The sequence below is a fragment of the Alteromonas lipotrueae genome, assembly GCF_019249215.1.
Taxonomy (GTDB): domain Bacteria; phylum Pseudomonadota; class Gammaproteobacteria; order Enterobacterales; family Alteromonadaceae; genus Alteromonas; species Alteromonas lipotrueae.
On sequence record NZ_JAESDI010000001.1, the window covers coordinates 220094 to 238513 of the forward strand.

The following is an 18420-nucleotide window of genomic DNA, read 5'->3' on the forward strand; positions in this document are numbered from 1 at the left end:
TGCTCGAACAACAAGTTTTTTTACTCTACACTATTAATTGGTCGAAATGACTAATATTTGAGGGATTTAATGAGTAGGTATCGTCAGCAGGATAATTTGCTAGGTCAAGCGAATAGTTTTTTAGAAGTGCTAGAGCAAATTTCACAAATAGCACCACTGGATAAACCCGTATTGGTGATAGGTGAGCGCGGAACCGGTAAAGAGCTTATAGCAGCACGTTTACACTTTCTGTCTAAGCGCTGGGATCAAAATTACGTCAAGCTTAATTGCGCCGCACTTAACGAAAGCTTATTAGAAAGTGAGTTGTTCGGCTATGAAGCTGGTGCATTTACTGGCGCAGCAAAGCGCCGTGAAGGTCGTTTCGAAATTGCCCACAATGGCACACTGTTTCTTGACGAGCTGGCGAACACCTCTGGTTTAATTCAAGAAAAATTATTGCGAGTAGTGGAATACGGCGAATTTGAACGTGTGGGCGGCAATAAAACCGTTAAAACCGATGTCCGCTTGGTTGCTGCTACAAATGAAGATTTACCCGCCCTGGCTGACGCTGGTGAGTTCCGTGCTGACTTACTCGACAGGCTCGCCTTCGATGTTATTACTATCCCTCCTTTAAGAGAGCGACGTGAAGATATCATGATGCTTGCTGAGAACTTTGCCATAAGCATGGCAAGAGAAATGGAAATGGAGCTTTTTAGCGGCTTTACTGAAAAAGCAAAACGCACCTTGCTTGATTACGAATGGCCCGGGAATATTCGAGAACTTAAAAACGTGGTTGAACGTGCGGTGTACAGAACGAACAACCCACATTTGCCCGTACACGATATTGTTCTCGACCCTTTTGAATCTTTATTTAGGCCAACCTCTCGCATTAAAACCAATGATAGAACCTCGGCTACATCTGAAGCAGAACCAACAGTGCCTGCCAGCATAGAGAACATAGCCTCCAATAATGAGCCTGCGGCAACTTCATCGCCTGCTGTATTACCGTCGTTACAACCCGATACGGTAGAATACCCTATCGATTTAAAAGACCGCTCTCAGCAATACGAAATTGATATGATTAAACAAGCATTATCAGACAGCCAATTCAATCAGAAAAAGACTGCCGAGAAGCTTAGTCTCACTTATCATCAACTTCGAGGTTATCTAAAAAAATACAACCTGTTAGACTCTTCACCTGAATCGATGGAGTGCTAACTGAATGCCTGTAAAACCGCTTTTTTACGCTGCCTTTACTGTTGTTATGGTAATGCTGGTAGCGGCCTGTTCAAAACAAGATGAACATGCATTTTATAATAGCGGTTTAGTCTATTGCTCTGAAAGCAATCCAGTGACGTTTAATCCTCAGTTAGATACGTCTAGCACCACAACCGATGCGTCATCGCATCAGTTGTATGACAGGTTACTCGATTTCGACCCTGATTCTGGCCGTATCATACCGAGTATTGCGAGTAGCTGGTTGGTCTCTGATGACGGCTTAACGTATACTTTTCAACTCAGAAAAGACGTAGAGTTTCATACTACTAGCTATTTCACGCCGAGCAGAAACTTTAATGCCGACGATGTCATTTTTAGTATTGATAGGTGGCGACTTACTTCACACCCTTACCATTACGTATCTGGCGGCCGTTACCCGTACTTTGAAAGTTTGGGGCTTGCACAGAATATCGCCTCTGTTGAACGGGTAAACGGGTACAGGGTAGAAATAAATCTAAAGCGCAGAGACAGCTCTTTTTTAGCGAATTTGGCTACGGACTTTTCGGTGATGTTGTCACAAGAGTACGGTGAGGCATTGTTACAACAAGGTCTGCCTAATCGTATCGATCAATACCCTATTGGTACAGGTCCATTCAAATTCGAAAACTACCGAAAAGATCACTACATTCGCTACCAACGTCACCAAACGTATTGGGGTGAGCAAGATAATGCGGAACGTTTAATTTATGATATCACCCCGAAGAGCTCGTTGCGTTTGGCTAAGTTAATGACCGGTGAATGTGACGCGACGGCTTTTCCAGCACAAACTGAATTAGAGGTTATCCGCTCTCGCGACGATTTACTATTGGCTGAAAAGCCCGGTTTGAACGTGGGATTTTGGGCATTTAATACCCAGCGCCCACCTTTCGACAACCCTGATGTTAGGCGCGCGTTGGCCGCGGCTATCGATAAAAACACGCTGTTAGAAGCGGTTTATTTCGACAGTGCTACCCGTGCTAAAACGTTGCTACCCGCCGCCAGCTGGGCCTTTCAAAACGATGCGGATGATACGGCTTACAACCCTGTACTAGCGAGAAAGCTGCTTGAAAATGCAGGCGTGGAACCTGGGTTTACCATGACCATATGGGCCATGCCTATTGAGCGTGCTTATAACCCTAATGCAGCGAAAATGGCAGAGCTTATCCAAAGGTATCTTCGAGATGTGGGCGTTATCGCCACTATTGTTAGTTACGACTGGGCGACATTTAGACGCCACTTGCAAGAAGGGCTACATGACTCGGTATTAATAGGCTGGTCGGCCGATAATGGCGATCCTGATAATTTTTACCGACCATTACTTAGCTGTGGCGCCATACCCTCTGGAACTAACCGCGCCATGTGGTGTGATAACGATTATGATGAACTTTTAGATAAAGCGTTGCAGACAGAAGACCTTGAAGCGCGGCGTTTAATCTATCAACAAGTGAATAGACTGCTTTACGAGCGATTGCCATTAGTGCCTATTGCCCACGCATATCGTTATCAAGCCTATAGAAATGAACTTGAAGGCATGACCATAAACCCGTTTGGCGGTGTTAGATTTGGCGGAGTAGGTAAATCACTGTGATTCAAATATTATCGCGATACGGTGTATTGTTTATCTTAACCCTTTTGGTGTTAACCGCCATGTCATTCTCGCTGGTGTATCTATTCCCCGGTGATGTACTAGAAAACCTTACCGGAATTGTGCCGCAGAACGAGATACAACGTGAGGCGCTTATGCGCCAATTTCGACTAGACCAACCCTACATAGTACAGTTTTTTTACTATTTATCGTCGTTGTTACAAGGCGATTGGGGTTACAGCCTAGCATCAGGATTGCCCCTTAGAGAAGAAATTGGTATCGCCATGCCCGCTACTATCGAGCTCAGCGCCTATGCAATGTTGATGGCACTTTTCGTTGGCATCCCCTTGGGATATTACGCAGGGCTTAAAAGTTACTCTACCACCGACCACACTATCAATGCACTGAGCATTACAACGTATTCTTTCCCTGTATTTTGGCTGGCACTCATTCTAATCCTATTTTTTAGTTTACATCTTGATATTGCCCCTTTGTCGGGTCGAATTAGTTTATTGTTCGATATTAAACCTGTAACTGGCTTTGTACTTATAGATATTATGCTAGCAGAGGGTATCGATCATGGGCTTGCCTACCGGGATGCTATTTCTCACCTTGCGTTGCCTACAGTGGCAATAGGCGCAATAACAACCGCTTCAATGGTGCGTATTACCCGTCGTTCGGTCATTGATGTTATTCACCGCCCGTATATTGTAGCCGCTCGTTCTAGAGGTGTGTCTGAATGGCAGATTTTCTTTAGGCATGTATTACGCAATGCGTTACTGCCTATATTGCCCTTGATGGCAATTCAAATTACCACACTCATCACCAATGCCATGATAGTAGAAACTTTATTTTCATGGCCAGGTATTGGTAGCTGGTTAATTCAAGCAATTTATCAACGAGACTTCCCTGCGCTTCGTGTAGGAATGTTGGCTGTATCAACCCTCGTTATTACGTTAACAATTATGGTCGACTTGTTTAACCGCATTATCGATCCTAGCCGAGAAAAGTACGAACGTGCCACAGTTTAGTTTATACGAAGAGGAGTTTCATCCATCTCCCTGGCAGCGCACTTGGGCAGCTTTCCGTAGCAGCCACATTGCGATTGTTGGTCTTATTTTGCTTGGTTTCTTTGTGATTTTTTCGTTGTTCGCACCTGTGGTTTCACCCTATAACCCGGCGGAACAGAATATAGATGCGTTACTTATTGCCCCAAGTTGGGAAAGCAGTGGGTCAATAACCCATTTGTTCGGCACCGATCCCCTTGGCCGCGATGTTTTCTCTCGTATTATTTATGGCTGCCGCACTACATTAGGGTCGGGGTTTCTTATGGTAGTGCTTGCCATGCTTATTGGCGTGAGTATTGGAACATTTGCAGGTATGTTACGGGGAGTGCGTTCAAGTATTGTGAACCACTTGCTAGATGCCTTAATGGCCATTCCAACTTTGCTAATTGCTATTATTATCGTGGCAATTCTTGGCACAGGGTTAGTCAATAGCATGTGGGCTATTACCCTTGCGCTCATTCCACAATTTGTTCATCGTACGCGCACATTTGTGCGCGCTGAAATGAAGAAAGAATACATTATGGCCTCGAAATTAGATGGGGCGAATAAATGGCAATTGTTTGTGCATTCTATTCTTCCTAACATGACAGAAATGCTTGTGGTGCAAGGCACTGTGGCACTATCGATTGCGGTTATCGATGTATCTGCACTCGGCTTTTTAAATTTGGGAGCACAATCACCTTTGGCCGAGCTTGGCGCTATTTTGGGTGATGGACTTGATGTGGCCTACTTAGCGCCTTGGAATGTAGCATTGCCTGGGATTGCGATTTTCTTATTGGTGTTATCGATAAATATTGTGGGGGACGGACTACGTTCTGCACTCAGAAAAAGAGTGAGCCACTAATATGCCCATGCTAGATATTAAAAATTTAACCTTAGAAATGGTGGATGGTGACACCACCATTAAGGCTCTCGACAAGGTAAATTTAACCGTTAATACTGGTGAAATTAGAGCTCTGGTGGGTGAGTCTGGCTCGGGGAAAAGCTTAATAGTGTCTGCCATTTGTGGTGCCCTGCCCTCGCAGTGGAGAATGACCGCAGATCGCATGAGCTGGAACGGTGAAAACCTATTAAGTATGTCTAAATATCAGCGCAGAGAAGTGATGCGCCGAGATATTGCTGTTGTATTTCAAAATCCTCAAACTAGTTTAGACCCCTCTGCCACTTTAGGTGAACAGCTTGAAGAAAGTATTCCCGATGAATTTGTGGAAGGCTACTGGTTTTGGCAACGTGCGCAACATAGAAAACGCATAGCCATAAGCACAGTACACAAGGTGGGCATAAAGCAGCACAAGCATTATTTAAATGCCTATCCACACCAAATTCCCAGTGATATTGGGCAAAAATTTATGATCGCCATGGCCTTGGTATCTCAGCCGAAACTGTTAATTGCTGATGATCCCACCCGTGGGATGGAGCCAACCACTAAAACGCAAATTCTTAAGTTATTTACTCGTTTAAACCAAACCCGTTCATTAAGTATTTTGTTTGTGAGTCATGATTTGCTGGCTATTGCCAGTATGTCACATTCGATGACGGTGCTTTACGCTGGGCAAACGGTAGAGTCGGGTAAAATGAAGCATATAAAGAAACGCCCGCTTCACCCTTACACCAAGGCGTTGTTAGACAGTGCGCCGAGCTTCAGGAAAGATTTACCCCCTAAGTCACAACTTCCTACGCTGGGCGGGTCTATTCCTACATTGCAGCATTTACCTATTGGGTGCCGGTTAGGCCCACGCTGCCCCCGAGCACAGCGTGCTTGTGTTTCTAGACCTGCAGTAAGATATATTCACGACCATACCTATAACTGCCACTTTCCGCTGCATATGGAGAAGTTATGACAGATATTATGCAGGTAGATGGATTAACGTTTAGGCATAACGATAAGAAACGTTGGCTAAAAAAGCCTGAGATATTTGAATTAGGGCCTATCGATCTGACTGTACAGCGTGGCGAAACTATCGCGATTATTGGTGAAAACCGCGCAGGTAAGTCACTGTTAGCCAAATTACTGGTAGGGGCTATCCCTGCTGATGAAGGGGTTATTGAACTTAATAGTCACAAATATTTGGCGAAATACAACCAACACAACAATCAACAAAAACGCACCCACGACATTCGTATGATATTGCAGCACAGTAGTGAGTCGATGAATCCTTCTGTGCCCGTGGGGAAAGTGCTCGACGAACCTCTTCGTTTAAACACAGAGTTAACGGAAGTGGAACGTAAATCCCTTATTGAAGAAATGCTGACAAAAGTGGGCTTGCTACGAGAACATTATTATTTTTATCGTCATATGCTATCTGACGGCCAACAACAGCGTGTATCCCTCGCGCGCGCCATTATATTAAAGCCGAAAGTCCTTATAGCCGACGAACCGTTTGCGGCCCTAGATCCGTCTATACGCTCGCAAACGGTAAACCTTATTTTGAAGCTACAACAAGAAATGGGGTTGGCATTTATTTTTATTAGCCATAATTTGGGAATAGTTCGACATATCGCCGATCGGGTCATTGTGATGGAAAATGGCAATATTGTAGAAGAAGGGAAAACAGAAACGATTTTTCGTTGGCCCCAACATGCCATTACTAAAAAACTCATTGTGGCTTATCAGTCGTTAATTACGAACAATACCATTAGTTAGCGTTAGATGAGGTTGCTTTGAAGGTGCTTGAATTATTTCTATAACGCCCCTTACATTGCGCTTTAAATAAAAAATGCGGCCTAGGCCGCATTTTGCTATCCATAAGAGCGAGTTTATTTAACCTCACCCTGTTGCCAATTATAGTAAGAAGGCTTTCCCATTAACCTACTAGCGCCAGCAAGATACCCGCAGCAACAGCTGAACCAAGTACCCCGGCCACATTGGGCCCCATGGCATGCATCAATAAGAAGTTATGAGGGTTTGCTTCAAGTCCAACTTTATTCACAACCCTAGCTGCCATCGGTACCGCCGATACGCCAGCGGCACCAATGAGTGGATTAATTTTACCGCCACTCATTCGGCTCATAAGCTTAGCCATTAACACGCCTGTTGCCGTACCAATAGCAAACGCTACAGCACCTAAACCAAGAATACCCAAGGTTTCAACGGTTAAAAATTTCTCTGCAGAAAGCTTTGAACCTACCGCTAACCCTAAGAAGATAGTGACAATATTAATTAGCTCATTTTGCGCTGTTTTGCTTAGCCTATCTACTACACCACACTCTTTCAGTAAATTACCAAAGCAAAACATACCCACTAGAGGCGTTGCTGAAGGCAAAAACAAAATTGTGAGGAACAGTGTAGCCAGTGGGAAGATAATCTTCTCACGTTGCGATACAGGGCGTAATTGCGCCATTTCTATGGTGCGTTCTTCCTTGCTGGTTAAGGCTTTCATAATCGGTGGCTGAATAATAGGTACCAGCGCCATATATGAATAAGCTGCGACCGCAATAGCCCCTAATAAATCGGGCGCTAATCGAGAGGCCAAAAAGATAGCCGTTGGACCATCGGCACCGCCAATGATAGCAATCGCACTGGCATCTTTGAGGGTAAACTCAAAGCCAGGGATCATGTTGAGTGCAATAGCACCGAACAAGGTTGCAAAGATACCGAATTGCGCAGCAGCCCCTAACAGCAACATTCTAGGGTTTGCAATTAACGCACTAAAGTCCGTCATCGCGCCCACGCCCATAAAGATAAGCAGCGGGAAAACCCCAGTATCTATACCGATAGCATAAATGTAATGAAGCAGTCCTCCCGCCTCTGAAAATCCTGCCAATGGGATATTGGTTAACAAGGCACCAAACCCAATAGGGATTAACAACAGCGGTTCAAACTTTTTCACAATAGCTAAGAACAGCAATAGAAAACCTACTGCCATCATTATCAACTGGCCTGACTCAAAATGCGCCAGTGCAGTGCTGTCCCACAGCACCATCAACTTATCCATGAATTACCCCAGCGCAATAAGTGGTTGGGCACTGGCTACGGCATCGCCTTCACCTACAAGTACTTCACTAACGGTACCGGAAACCGCAGAGCGAATTTCAGTTTCCATTTTCATGGCTTCCAAAATAATAACCACATCACCTTCGTTCACTACATCGCCAGCTCGCACAAGTATTTTAAACACATTGCCAGCCAACGGCGCGTTAATGCTTTGGGCACTTTCACTACTACCAGCAGATGCCGTCTGAGGTGCTGCTGTAGATGGCTGACTTGGCGTTATGCTAGATAATTCCCCCGATGCAGCTACTTCAACATGGTATACCTTACCTTCAACTTTTACATCGTAAGCCGCCGGTGCCCCCGTCGCTGAAGCAGGCGCCGCCGCTGGCGCACTTGTTGCCACATCGGCCTCTGAGCCAGGTGCAGGTTCAAATGCGTCAGGATTGCCACGATTCTCTAAGAACTTCAGCCCTATTTGTGGGAACAAGGCATAGGTAAGCACATCGTCAATCTTAGCATCTGACAGCGTAATGCTTTTCTCAGATGCTAACTTAGTAAGCTCGGTTTCAAGGCTCTCTAGTTCAGGCGCAATATTATCTGCCGGGCGACAGGTAATGGGCTGACCACCATCTAACACACGCTCTTGTAACTCTTTGTTCACTGGCGCAGCCGTAGCGCCATATTCGCCCTTAAGGACACCAGCCGTTTCTTTGGTGATGCTCTTATAACGTTCACCGGTAAGTACGTTCAATACAGACTGCGTACCTACAATTTGCGACGTTGGGGTGACCAACGGAATAAAACCTAAATCTTCGCGTACGCGAGGAATTTCTTTTAGCACTTCTTCAAACTTATCTTCAGCGCCTTGCTCTTTTAATTGGCTTTCCATGTTGGTTAACATGCCGCCAGGTACTTGAGCTAGCAAGATACGGGCATCAACCCCTTTCAAGCTACCTTCAAAGTTACTGTATTTTTTGCGCACGCCACGGAAGTAGCTGGCGATTTCTTCAAGATCGGGTAATGACATGCCCGTATCTCGTTCTGTGCCCTCTACAATAGACACCATAGTTTCAGTCGCGGTATGACCGTAAGTCATACTCATTGAAGAAATGGCCGTATCGAGCATGTCGATGCCAGCATCAATGGCTTTTTGGTAAGTGGCCGTGCTCAACCCTGTGGTGGCATGGCACTGCATAGCAATAGGCACACTGACGGTTTCTTTCAACCCTGTAATTAAGACTTCACAATCGTAAGGCTTTAACAGCCCCGCCATATCTTTTACGCAAATAGAATGAACACCCATATCTTCAAGTTGCTTAGCCATATCTAGCCAAAGCTGAAGGTTGTGCACTGGGCTCACGGTGTAGGAGATTGTGCCTTGCGCATGAGCACCGCTGTCGACGGTGGCTTTAATCGCAGTTTTCAGATTACGCATGTCGTTCATAGCGTCGAAGATACGAAATACATCAACGCCATTTTCATGTGCTCGCTCGACAAAGCGCGTCACTACATCATCAGCATAATGGCGATAGCCTAATAAGTTTTGACCACGCAACAACATTTGTTGCTTCGTGTTTGGCATTGCCGCTTTAAGCTTGCGAATGCGATCCCAAGGATCTTCCCCTAAATAGCGAATACAGGAATCAAATGTCGCCCCGCCCCAAGATTCAACAGACCAAAAACCTGCTTTATCCAGTTTTTCGGCAATAGGCAGCATATCTTCTATACGCATACGCGTAGCAAGTAGCGATTGATGGGCATCACGCAAGACTAGCTCGGTTAAGGCCAGTGGCTTAGACATGGTAACTCCTGAATGATTTGTTTAATTAATTTTTATTGGCTTGACGATGAGTATGAACAGCAGCGGTAATAGCAGCAACAACCTTACCATCGATACCAGCTTGAACCGCTTTTCTTCGAGGTGCAGCATACTGCGGTGCAGCTTCGCCAGGGAATGCTTCACAAAACTTTGCAATTAGGTGAATTCCGACGATTAGCAATGCTAAGAATGAAAAAACAAATACCATTCCTATAAGCATCAGTGAGCCGGCTTCAAACAGCAAACTGGTAACTGATTCTGTTTCCATGGTGAACTCTTCAAAAATTTCGTTGTGAATAAGTATCATGTGAAGTTGTAAAACACAACCCAAAAGCAAGTGAAATGCATATAAAATCACACTTTATGCTATTAAATACCAATAAACTAACTATTTATGCTAAGCCAATGGATATATTTTCACAAAACATACCTAATGAACTCCTGTGGTTTCCGTGAAATCCATATCAAGTTGTTTAGCGAAATTTTTAGCATGCATGGCAACGAGCTCTAATTGGAAGTCGTTCTCATCTTGAGGAGTATAAGAAGGTACATGAACCGGACGACCTTCTTTATCAATCGCCATGAAGGAGATGAAGCAGCGATTGGCGACTGTCATCTTACTTTCTGTTGCTTCACCAGAACTAACAGAAACATAGATATGCATACTAGAGGTACCTGTGTGCACAATAGAGGCGGTTAACTTTACCAGTTGCCCCACTTTAATTGGTTTAATAAAACGAATACCGTTGGCTGATACAGTAACGCAATATTCCTTCGACCACTGCGCCGCACAGGCATAGGCCGCCTGATCTATCCACTTCATCACCACACCACCATGAACATTACCACCAAAGTTCACGTCGGTAGGTTCCGCTAAAAATTGAAATGTTATTGTTGCAAGTGACATTAGTACTACACCTTCATAGAGAAACTGCTGTTTTCAAATGTTAGTTCATAATTCGAACAGGAGTTAGTGCAAGGCAGCGATAGGAGACTAAAGTGTATAGTTAGGTTGAAGCGAATTGTGCAGATTTGTAAAAGAATAGAAAGTTAATCAGCAGAAATAAAAAAACCCACCAGATGGTGGGTTTTCTTATATGGCGCGTGTGGAAGGATTCGAACCTCCGACCGCCTGGTTCGTAGCCAGGTACTCTATCCAGCTGAGCTACACACGCGCAATAAAACTTTTGTTGACCGTCACACCATCAACGAACAATGGCGGAGAGGGAGGGATTCGAACCCTCGATACCAGTATTAGGTATGGTTCCTTAGCAGGGAACTGGTTTCAGCCACTCACCCACCTCTCCTTAAGTGGTGCCGCATTTTACGGATTCACTGGCCGGAGTCAAACCTTTTTTAGATAAAAATGTTTACTCGCTGTCATTTTGTACGATTCGTACAAAAAACCTGTGTTTTGGTTAGGTTATAATCAAATTCTAGCGGGTTAATTTTAGATTGCACGCACTAATGCGAAATGAACCTTTTTAGTAAATTTCGAAAAAAAACTACTTTTTTTGAAATTAATTTTAAAAAAGGCCCAGAAACAAAAAAGGCCAGCATAAGCTGACCGATTTTTGTGCAGAGATTGATTACTCAGCCGTTCCAGGTTGTCCACCCTTCTCAGCTTGAATTCTCATGTAAATCTCTTCACGGTGCACAGAAACTTCTTTTGGTGCATTCACACCAATTCGGACCTGATTCCCTTTAACACCTAGTACAGTGACAGTTACATCATCACCAACCATAAGTGTTTCACCAACTCGACGAGTCAAAATAAGCATTCGCTTGCTCCTGTTCCTTAATACTGAACATATCCTTAATTACTCCGCCACTCATCGGCACGACCCGACGGTAGCAACAGTGATTCCATGTTTCTGTGTCACTTCAAAAACTCACTGCAAGTTTCAGATTTGATTATAGCTTATCTTCTAACCAAGCGTTAACTGATTCTAATGCAGTGCTTAGATGCTCTGGCTTATCGCCACCCGCTTGAGCCATATCAGGGCGACCTCCCCCTTTTCCGCCAACCTGTGCGGCAATAAAGTTAACCAGCTCGCCTGCTTTCACTTTACCGGTAAGGTTTTTCGTCACCCCAGTGATAAGATTGACCTTATCTTCACTTGCCACACCTAATACTACGATGCCTTCGCCAATTCGGTTTTTAATATCATCCATCATTGAACGCAGTGATTTTGCTTCAACACCTTCCAACTTAGCAATAAGTACTTTTACACCATTTATTTCAATAGCGTTACTAAGCATATCAGCACCTTGCTGACTCGCCAGTTTTTGTGTCGCAGAAGTGAGAGATTTCTCTAATTCTTTAGTATGAGCCTGCACCGCAGCAACACGTTCAACCAGGTTTTGCGTATCGGCTTTTAACAAACCAGACAGCGCTATCAGCGTTGCTTGCTGGTCTTGAACATAGTGTAGCGCTTGCTCACCGGTAATTGCTTCTATACGGCGTACACCTGATGCTATACCCGCTTCGCTGGTGATTTTGAATAAACCAATATCGCCAGTACGGTTAACATGCGTTCCACCACATAGTTCTACAGAGAAAGGCCCCATAGTGACTACACGTACTTTCTCGTCGTACTTTTCACCGAATAATGCCATTGCGCCTGATGCTTTGGCTTCATCTAAATCCATTAGTTGGGTTTTCAACGCATGGTTTGCACGAATTTCTTCGTTAACTCTGCGCTCAACCTGAATAAGCTGAGCGGGTGTTACCGCTTCAAAGTGAGAGAAGTCGAAACGCATACGCTGCGCTTCTACTAATGAACCTTTTTGCGTGACATGGTCACCTAACGTCTCGCGAAGTGCTGCGTGAAGTAAGTGTGTAGCACTGTGATTCTTCTTCACAGCATCACGGTTTGAATTATCAATCGCAGAAGTAACTCGCTCACCTTTTGTAATGGTGCCCTTCACTTTCCCTTTATGCGCAAAAGCATTACCCATTTTTTGGGTATCGGTAACAACAAACTCGCCATTTGCTACCCGAAGCACACCCTTATCACCAGACTGTCCACCACTTTCAGCGTAGAAAGGCGTTTGGTCTAATACTACGACCCCTTCCTGACCGTCTTCTAAACGCTCACAAAACGCATTATCGGCAATAAGCTCTACAATATTTGCTTCGCCTTCAACATCACTGTAACCCGTGAATGATGTCGCATGGTCTACAGTAAGCGTATTGTTATAATCGGCACCAAAGTTACTGGCTTGTTGCGCACGGGCGCGCTGCGCCTGCATTGCACTTTCAAAACCATCCACATCAATTTTTAAATCGTGCTCACGGGCAACATCGTTAGTTAAATCTGTGGGGAAACCGTAAGTATCATAAAGCTTAAACACCACGTCACCTGGAATAGTGTCACCTTCAAGGGTTTCTAGCGTATCGTTTAGCATTGCCATACCACGGGCTAAGGTTTTACTAAACTGCTCTTCCTCTACTCGTAATACTTTTTCAACTACCGGTAATTGGTCTACAAGCTCTGGGTAAGCTTCACCCATTTCTTTGCTTAGTGCCGATGCTAGTTTGTAGAAGAAAATATCGCTGGCACCTAACTGGTAACCATGACGTACTGCACGGCGAATGATGCGGCGAAGCACATAGCCTCGGCCTTCATTAGAAGGCATTACGCCATCACAAATTAGGAAGCTACAAGAACGGATGTGATCAGCGATAACCCGTAAAGATTTATTCTCTAAATCTTCGCTGCCAACAATTGTAGCCGCAGCTTGAATTAGGTTTTGGAATAAGTCGATTTCGTAGTTGCTATGCACGTTTTGCAAAATAGCTGAAATACGCTCAAGCCCCATACCGGTATCGATAGACGGCTTAGGCAATGGTTCCATCGTGCCATCAGCTTGCTTGTTGTATTGCATGAATACCAGGTTCCAGATTTCGATGAAACGATCGCCATCTTCTTCTGGTGTTCCTGGAGGCCCGCCCCAAATATGCGCCCCATGGTCGTAAAATATTTCTGAACACGGACCGCATGGCCCCGTGTCACCCATAGACCAGAAGTTATCTGATGTACTGATACGGATTATCTTTTCTTTGGGAACACCAATGTGGTTTTCCCAAATATCAAAGGCCTCTTCGTCTTCTGAATAAACGGTAACCAGAAGCTTTTCTTTGGGAAGGCCGATTTCTTTTGTTAAGAAATTCCATGCAAACTCAATGGCTTCTTTTTTGAAATAATCACCAAAACTGAAGTTACCTAGCATTTCAAAGAAAGTATGGTGACGGGCGGTATAACCAACGTTTTCTAAATCATTATGCTTACCACCAGCACGAACACAGCGCTGAGAAGAAACCGCACGGGTATAACTGCGTTTTTCCGCACCTAAAAACGTATCTTTAAACTGGTTCATTCCCGCATTAGTAAAAAGAAGGGTTGGATCATCTGCTGGCACGAGAGACGAGCTAGCCACGGGCTGGTGACCATGACTCTTGAAATAATCTTTAAACTTTTGGCGTAAGTCAGCAGTTGATAATGTCATTGAAAACCTAACTTCCTTAATACATTGAATGAAAATGTGCGGGATTGATGCCACTGGCAGATTAATCGTTCTATCAATTGCCTAGTTTAAGGTGCATTTCATACCCTCGCACGGATGTGCGCAACAATACCATGGTTAGCGCTTTTTTGTTAAGCCCATAGCCTGCTCTAGCAGTATAAATAAGCCCTTTTATACCCGTTATAAAGGGCATAAATGAATTTTATGCGATTTTTATTCACCCTTGACGGCAAATTCGATGTGTTCGCTATAAAAACCTCGATATTGGAGAAACTGCTTTTGCTTCATCAGTAGCTTAAAATCGGTTTCTTTGAAGTGGCCAAATTTTTTATCTTTAACCCATTTTGCTTTTTCAAACCAGTCAGGTTCTATTTCATCAAGGGCGCGTTCAGCGGCAAGTTCATCTACCCCGTATTGCTGCAAATCGAGTTTAATTTTTCTTGGCCCAGAGCCCTTCATATACAGAGCGCGGGCACGACTTTCGGCAAACCGCTCGTCACTTTGAATATCTGCCTCCCTAAAGGCTTCCAGTACAGGCATAAAAGCATCACTTTCGATGCCTTTTTGTGAAAGCTTGCGGCAAACCTCTGAAAAGCTATGCTCTCGTCGTGCAAGCATGCGGGTAATCGCGTCGGTAATGAATTTCCTGTCAAATTCTGACATTTTATTAATCGAAACCTTCTTAAAATACTTTTCAATCTCGTTATATTACTATTAATGGTAATCTTTAGCGTCGTTGAACGAAAGTGAATAAAGTAAACGTAAGCATGGAATATAAGGTAAAAGTTGTCAGTGCGGTGTCGGATGTTCCCCAAGCTACATGGGATGCGCTTGCCGAAGGCGAAGGCCCATTTTTACGTTACGACTTTTTAAATGCGCTAGAACAAAGCGCGTGCTGCGATGAAGCGTCAGGCTGGATACCGCAGCACCTTTTAATTGAGCAAGTGCCTATTAATGACCAAGCCTCGATTAACGAAGAGACACTCTCCGCGTCAGTTGAAAGCACGGTAATAGCCATTATACCCGGCTATTTAAAAACGCACAGTTACGGCGAATATGTATTCGACCATTCATGGGCAAATGCATATCATCAACATGGTATTCCTTATTACCCGAAATGGGTTGCCGCTATTCCTTTCACGCCGGTCTCTGGTTCGCGAATACTAACGCATGAAAAGGCGCCCTTTAGTGACGCGCTTTTAGCCCTTATTTCTCAAACCGTGCAGTCCATGGGCGAAGAAGCCGTCTCTTCCTGTCATTGGCTATTTACTAATAGCCGCACTCAAGCGTTACTCGCCAATCATTCAGGCTTGCTCACCCGCTACGCCGTTCAATTTCAATGGCACAATTATCAATATACCAATTTCGACAGTTTTTTGAATGCGCTAACATCACGCAAGCGCCGAGACATGAAAAAAACACAGCGAAAGCTTGTTGAACAAGGCATTCACTACCGCCATTTAACCGGCAGTGAAATAACCGATGAGGTCCTCGATTTTTTCTTGCAGTGTTATCAAGCAACGTATTTAAAGCGCAGCGGGCATACAGGCTACTTAAACGAGACGTTTTTTCGGCAGTTACGTAACACCATGGCCAAGAATATGCTTATTGTCACTGCATACAAACATGACTCTCCTATAGCCAGCGCTTTGTTCTTTTTTGATGATACTGGCTTATATGGCAGGTATTGGGGCGCGTTAGAGGAAGTCAGCGGCTTACATTTTGCGTGCTGTTATTTTGAAGGTATTGCTTTTGCCATTGAAAAAAAGCTTCCACTTTTTAACCCCGGCACTCAAGGCGAGCATAAAATCCTTCGCGGGTTTGAACCTATCTACTGCCAATCGCAACATGAACTATTTTCGGCCCCCTTTCATGATGCTGTAGCATCATTTTTACAACAAGAATCAGAACATATTGTGGCTTATTTCAATCAGGCCCAAGATGTTTTACCTTTTAATAACGATATAACCCCTACCCTTAAAACGACAAACACCCCTAATCCTTTATTAGCGGTGAATAATCATAATGAGAAAACGATATGAAACAAAAACTACTCGCGCTAGCCATAGCAGCATCGCTGGGTTTAGCAGGCTGTGGTCAGCCAGAACAAAATAAACAACAAGCAGCTGACAAGATGGCGATGGAAGAAGAAATGGGTCAGGCTGAACTCGGTTCATTTGGCGTAGATTTATCTGCCCGAAACGAAGCGGTTAAACCTGGCGATGATTTCTTCATGTACGCTGGCGGTACCTGGTACGACAATTACGAGCTTCCTGCAGATAAAACCCGATTTGGTGCTTTTACTGCCCTGGCCGAGCGCAGTGAAGAGCAGGTTAAAAATATTATTGACGGGTTAATGGAAAAAGAAAACTTGAACGCTGATGAGCAGCTTGTTCATGATTTCTTCGTCGCCTATATGGATGTAGAAACCCTTAATGAAAAAGGCCTTACACCTATTTCTGATGTGTTGTCCTCTATTGATGCTATTGCTTCAACTAAAGATTTGACCGAAGTATTTGGTAAAAGCTGGCTCACCGGTGCTAGCTCTCCTATTGATACTGGCATGTGGTACAACCGTTTAGATCCTAATGAGTACCAGCTTAGCGTTGGTGTTGGTGGCCTTAGCTTACCCGATCGCGATTACTACATTAGCGATCACGAAAGGTTCGTAAAAATTCGTGAAGCTTACCTTGCGCACATTGAACAGATGTTAAACTTTGCAGGCGTTGAAAATACCGCAGAGGAAGCAGCCACTATTCTTCAACTTGAAACCGAAATAGCAAACATCCAGTGGCCGCGTGAAAAACGCCGCGACCGCGACCTTACATTGAATCAAATTGAACGCAGTAAACTTACCGATGCTTATCCTCAATTTGATTGGGACACTTTTCTAGCACAAACCGGCTTTCAAGCCCCTGAACTTAATATCACCCAACCTGAGCCTATCAAAGATGTCATTGATATTATCAATGAGACCAGCCTTGATGACTGGAAGGCTTACCTGACTTACCACACCATTAAAAACAACGCAGGCTTACTATCGGAAGATATTTATTTAGCCAACTTTGATTTCTATGGCACTACGTTAAGTGGTCAGCAAGAGCCTCGCCCTCGCTGGAAACGAGCTGTCAGCCAAATGGCTGGTACTGAATCTTTAGGGTTTGCCATTGGTAAGATATACGTTACTGAGTATTTCCCTGAAAGTTCGAAAGCACAAATGGCAGAGCTGGTTGAAAATTTACGCACTGCACTAAATGAGCGTATCGATAACCTTGATTGGATGGGTGAAGATACCAAGGTTAACGCGAAAGAAAAGCTTATGGCGTTTCGCCCTAAAATTGGCTACCCCGACAAATGGCAATCTTTCGACGGCCTAACCATTAACAGCGATGACTTGGTAGGAAACGTGCGCAACCTTAGAGAATTTTTCAAAGCTGAAGGCATTGCGAAAGAGCTAGAAAAAACCGACCGTGAGCGTTGGGGCATGACCCCGCAACGGGTTAACGCGTATTACAATAGTTCGTTTAACGAAATTGTTTTCCCTGCCGCTATTCTTCAGCCGCCGTTTTTCGATCCTAACGCTGATGCCGCAGTGAACTATGGCGCAATTGGTGCGGTTATTGGCCATGAAATGGGCCATGGTTTTGACGATCAGGGCTCTAAGTCTGATGCTAATGGTATTCAGCGTAACTGGTGGACTGACGAAGACCGCGCGGCATTTGAGAAAAAAGCCGACATGTTAGCCGAGCAATACAACCAATATGAGCCGATTGAAGGTAACTTCGTTAATGGCCGTAATAGCTTAGGAGAAAATATTGGTGATGTAGGTGGTTTATCGATGGCTTATCATGCTTACAAACTAAGCTTAAATGGTGAGGAAGCGCCGGTTATTGATGGCCTAACTGGCGATCAGCGTTTCTTCCTTGCATGGGCACAAGTGTGGCGTGAAAAGCGTACAGAGGAAAGCATGTTAAACCAGCTACGTGGTGGAACGCATGCTCCGGGTCGTTACCGTGCACAAGCCCCACGCAACCACGACGCCTGGTATGAAGCTTTTAACGTGCAACCTGGCGATGACTTGTATCTTCCGCCAGAAGAGCGTGTTCGTATTTGGTAACGTAAATTGATACCCATGCGGACGTTTGGTCCGTGTGGGCTTCGTTGATGACAGTAATTTTTAATTGCAGCTTTTATGACTAAAGGCTTTTAACGTCACCTTCGCTTTTAACGTCACCTTCCCGGCGACTTA

The 18420-nt window shown here is 44.5% G+C and carries 15 protein-coding genes and 2 tRNA genes; 8 read left to right on the forward strand and 9 right to left on the reverse strand.

Annotation, left to right across the window (positions count from 1 at the left end; genetic code table 11):
• The first annotated feature begins 69 nt into the window (after positions 1-69).
• The 6 genes from pspF to JKP82_RS00980 are packed head-to-tail and all read left to right on the forward strand — an operon-like array spanning position 70 to position 6532.
• Positions 70-1197 carry a phage shock protein operon transcriptional activator gene (pspF, locus tag JKP82_RS00955; RefSeq protein WP_159529438.1) on the forward strand — a complete coding sequence of 376 codons (1128 nt, stop codon included), beginning with the start codon at positions 70-72 and terminating at the stop codon, positions 1195-1197.
• Between the two features lie 4 nt (positions 1198-1201).
• Positions 1202-2824, forward strand: coding sequence for an ABC transporter substrate-binding protein (locus JKP82_RS00960; protein ID WP_218395489.1), 1623 nt, complete (start codon positions 1202-1204; stop codon positions 2822-2824).
• The gene (locus tag JKP82_RS00965) at positions 2821-3852 is read left to right on the forward strand and encodes an ABC transporter permease (RefSeq protein ID WP_201299238.1); all 1032 of its coding nucleotides are present in this window, start codon (positions 2821-2823) and stop codon (positions 3850-3852) included. Before JKP82_RS00960 ends, JKP82_RS00965 begins: the two co-directional genes overlap by 4 nt.
• A complete protein-coding gene (locus tag JKP82_RS00970; protein WP_159529434.1) occupies positions 3839-4732 on the forward strand; it encodes an ABC transporter permease subunit in 894 nt (297 codons plus the stop codon). The genes JKP82_RS00965 and JKP82_RS00970 overlap by 14 nt, the downstream gene beginning before the upstream one ends.
• 1 nt (position 4733) lies before the next feature.
• On the forward strand, positions 4734-5729 hold the full coding sequence (locus JKP82_RS00975) for a peptide ABC transporter ATP-binding protein (RefSeq protein WP_218395491.1): 996 nt from the start codon (positions 4734-4736) through the stop codon (positions 5727-5729).
• Positions 5726-6532: an ATP-binding cassette domain-containing protein gene (locus JKP82_RS00980; RefSeq protein WP_159529430.1), complete on the forward strand. Its 807-nt coding sequence runs from the start codon at positions 5726-5728 to the stop codon at positions 6530-6532. Before JKP82_RS00975 ends, JKP82_RS00980 begins: the two co-directional genes overlap by 4 nt.
• 160 nt (positions 6533-6692) lie before the next feature.
• Here JKP82_RS00980 and JKP82_RS00985 read toward each other — a convergent pair whose 3' ends face one another.
• The 9 genes from JKP82_RS00985 to JKP82_RS01025 all read right to left on the reverse strand — a co-directional run bounded on the left by JKP82_RS00985 (position 6693) and on the right by JKP82_RS01025 (position 14834).
• On the reverse strand, positions 6693-7823 hold the full coding sequence (locus tag JKP82_RS00985; RefSeq protein WP_013785060.1) for a sodium ion-translocating decarboxylase subunit beta: 1131 nt from the start codon (positions 7821-7823) through the stop codon (positions 6693-6695).
• A gap of 3 nt (positions 7824-7826) precedes the next feature.
• Positions 7827-9623: a sodium-extruding oxaloacetate decarboxylase subunit alpha gene (gene oadA, locus JKP82_RS00990; RefSeq protein ID WP_218395493.1), complete on the reverse strand. Its 1797-nt coding sequence runs from the start codon at positions 9621-9623 to the stop codon at positions 7827-7829.
• A 25-nt stretch (positions 9624-9648) separates the two neighbouring features.
• Positions 9649-9909 carry an OadG family protein gene (locus tag JKP82_RS00995; protein WP_159529426.1) on the reverse strand — a complete coding sequence of 87 codons (261 nt, stop codon included), beginning with the start codon at positions 9907-9909 and terminating at the stop codon, positions 9649-9651.
• Positions 9910-10071: 162 nt separating this feature from the next.
• Positions 10072-10548, reverse strand: coding sequence for an acyl-CoA thioesterase (locus JKP82_RS01000; RefSeq protein ID WP_159529424.1), 477 nt, complete (start codon positions 10546-10548; stop codon positions 10072-10074).
• A gap of 191 nt (positions 10549-10739) precedes the next feature.
• A tRNA-Arg gene (locus tag JKP82_RS01005) sits at positions 10740-10816 on the reverse strand.
• 41 nt (positions 10817-10857) lie between these two features.
• Positions 10858-10948: transfer RNA gene (locus JKP82_RS01010), tRNA-Ser, on the reverse strand.
• Positions 10949-11230: 282 nt separating this feature from the next.
• Positions 11231-11422 carry a carbon storage regulator CsrA gene (gene csrA, locus JKP82_RS01015; protein WP_013785064.1) on the reverse strand — a complete coding sequence of 64 codons (192 nt, stop codon included), beginning with the start codon at positions 11420-11422 and terminating at the stop codon, positions 11231-11233.
• Between the two features lie 133 nt (positions 11423-11555).
• Positions 11556-14153: an alanine--tRNA ligase gene (gene alaS, locus JKP82_RS01020; protein WP_159529422.1), complete on the reverse strand. Its 2598-nt coding sequence runs from the start codon at positions 14151-14153 to the stop codon at positions 11556-11558.
• A 231-nt stretch (positions 14154-14384) separates the two neighbouring features.
• Positions 14385-14834, reverse strand: coding sequence for a regulatory protein RecX (locus JKP82_RS01025; protein ID WP_159529420.1), 450 nt, complete (start codon positions 14832-14834; stop codon positions 14385-14387).
• Positions 14835-14938: 104 nt separating this feature from the next.
• On the opposite strand from JKP82_RS01025, the gene JKP82_RS01030 reads away from it, so the two are divergent.
• Together JKP82_RS01030 and JKP82_RS01035 are read left to right on the forward strand one after the other, a co-directional pair.
• Positions 14939-16213, forward strand: coding sequence for a GNAT family N-acetyltransferase (locus JKP82_RS01030; RefSeq protein WP_218395495.1), 1275 nt, complete (start codon positions 14939-14941; stop codon positions 16211-16213).
• Positions 16210-18288, forward strand: a complete 2079-nt coding sequence (locus JKP82_RS01035) for a M13 family metallopeptidase (protein WP_159529416.1) — start codon at positions 16210-16212, stop codon at positions 18286-18288. Before JKP82_RS01030 ends, JKP82_RS01035 begins: the two co-directional genes overlap by 4 nt.
• Positions 18289-18420: the final 132 nt, after the last annotated feature.

Bases quoted from the DNA above. Each gene is read 5' to 3' on its own strand.
- pspF (WP_159529438.1), top strand. From the start codon at position 70: ATGAGTAGGTATCGTCAGCAGGATAATTTGCTAGGTCAAGCGAATAGT.
- JKP82_RS00960 (WP_218395489.1), top strand. From the start codon at position 1,202: ATGCCTGTAAAACCGCTTTTTTACGCTGCCTTTACTGTTGTTATGGTA.
- JKP82_RS00975 (WP_218395491.1), top strand. From the start codon at position 4,734: ATGCCCATGCTAGATATTAAAAATTTAACCTTAGAAATGGTGGATGGT.
- JKP82_RS00980 (WP_159529430.1), top strand. From the start codon at position 5,726: ATGACAGATATTATGCAGGTAGATGGATTAACGTTTAGGCATAACGAT.
- JKP82_RS00985 (WP_013785060.1), bottom strand. From the start codon at position 7,823: ATGGATAAGTTGATGGTGCTGTGGGACAGCACTGCACTGGCGCATTTT.
- oadA (WP_218395493.1), bottom strand. From the start codon at position 9,623: ATGTCTAAGCCACTGGCCTTAACCGAGCTAGTCTTGCGTGATGCCCAT.
- JKP82_RS00995 (WP_159529426.1), bottom strand. From the start codon at position 9,909: ATGGAAACAGAATCAGTTACCAGTTTGCTGTTTGAAGCCGGCTCACTG.
- JKP82_RS01000 (WP_159529424.1), bottom strand. From the start codon at position 10,548: ATGTCACTTGCAACAATAACATTTCAATTTTTAGCGGAACCTACCGAC.
- csrA (WP_013785064.1), bottom strand. From the start codon at position 11,422: ATGCTTATTTTGACTCGTCGAGTTGGTGAAACACTTATGGTTGGTGAT.
- alaS (WP_159529422.1), bottom strand. From the start codon at position 14,153: ATGACATTATCAACTGCTGACTTACGCCAAAAGTTTAAAGATTATTTC.
- JKP82_RS01025 (WP_159529420.1), bottom strand. From the start codon at position 14,834: ATGTCAGAATTTGACAGGAAATTCATTACCGACGCGATTACCCGCATG.
- JKP82_RS01030 (WP_218395495.1), top strand. From the start codon at position 14,939: ATGGAATATAAGGTAAAAGTTGTCAGTGCGGTGTCGGATGTTCCCCAA.
- JKP82_RS01035 (WP_159529416.1), top strand. From the start codon at position 16,210: ATGAAACAAAAACTACTCGCGCTAGCCATAGCAGCATCGCTGGGTTTA.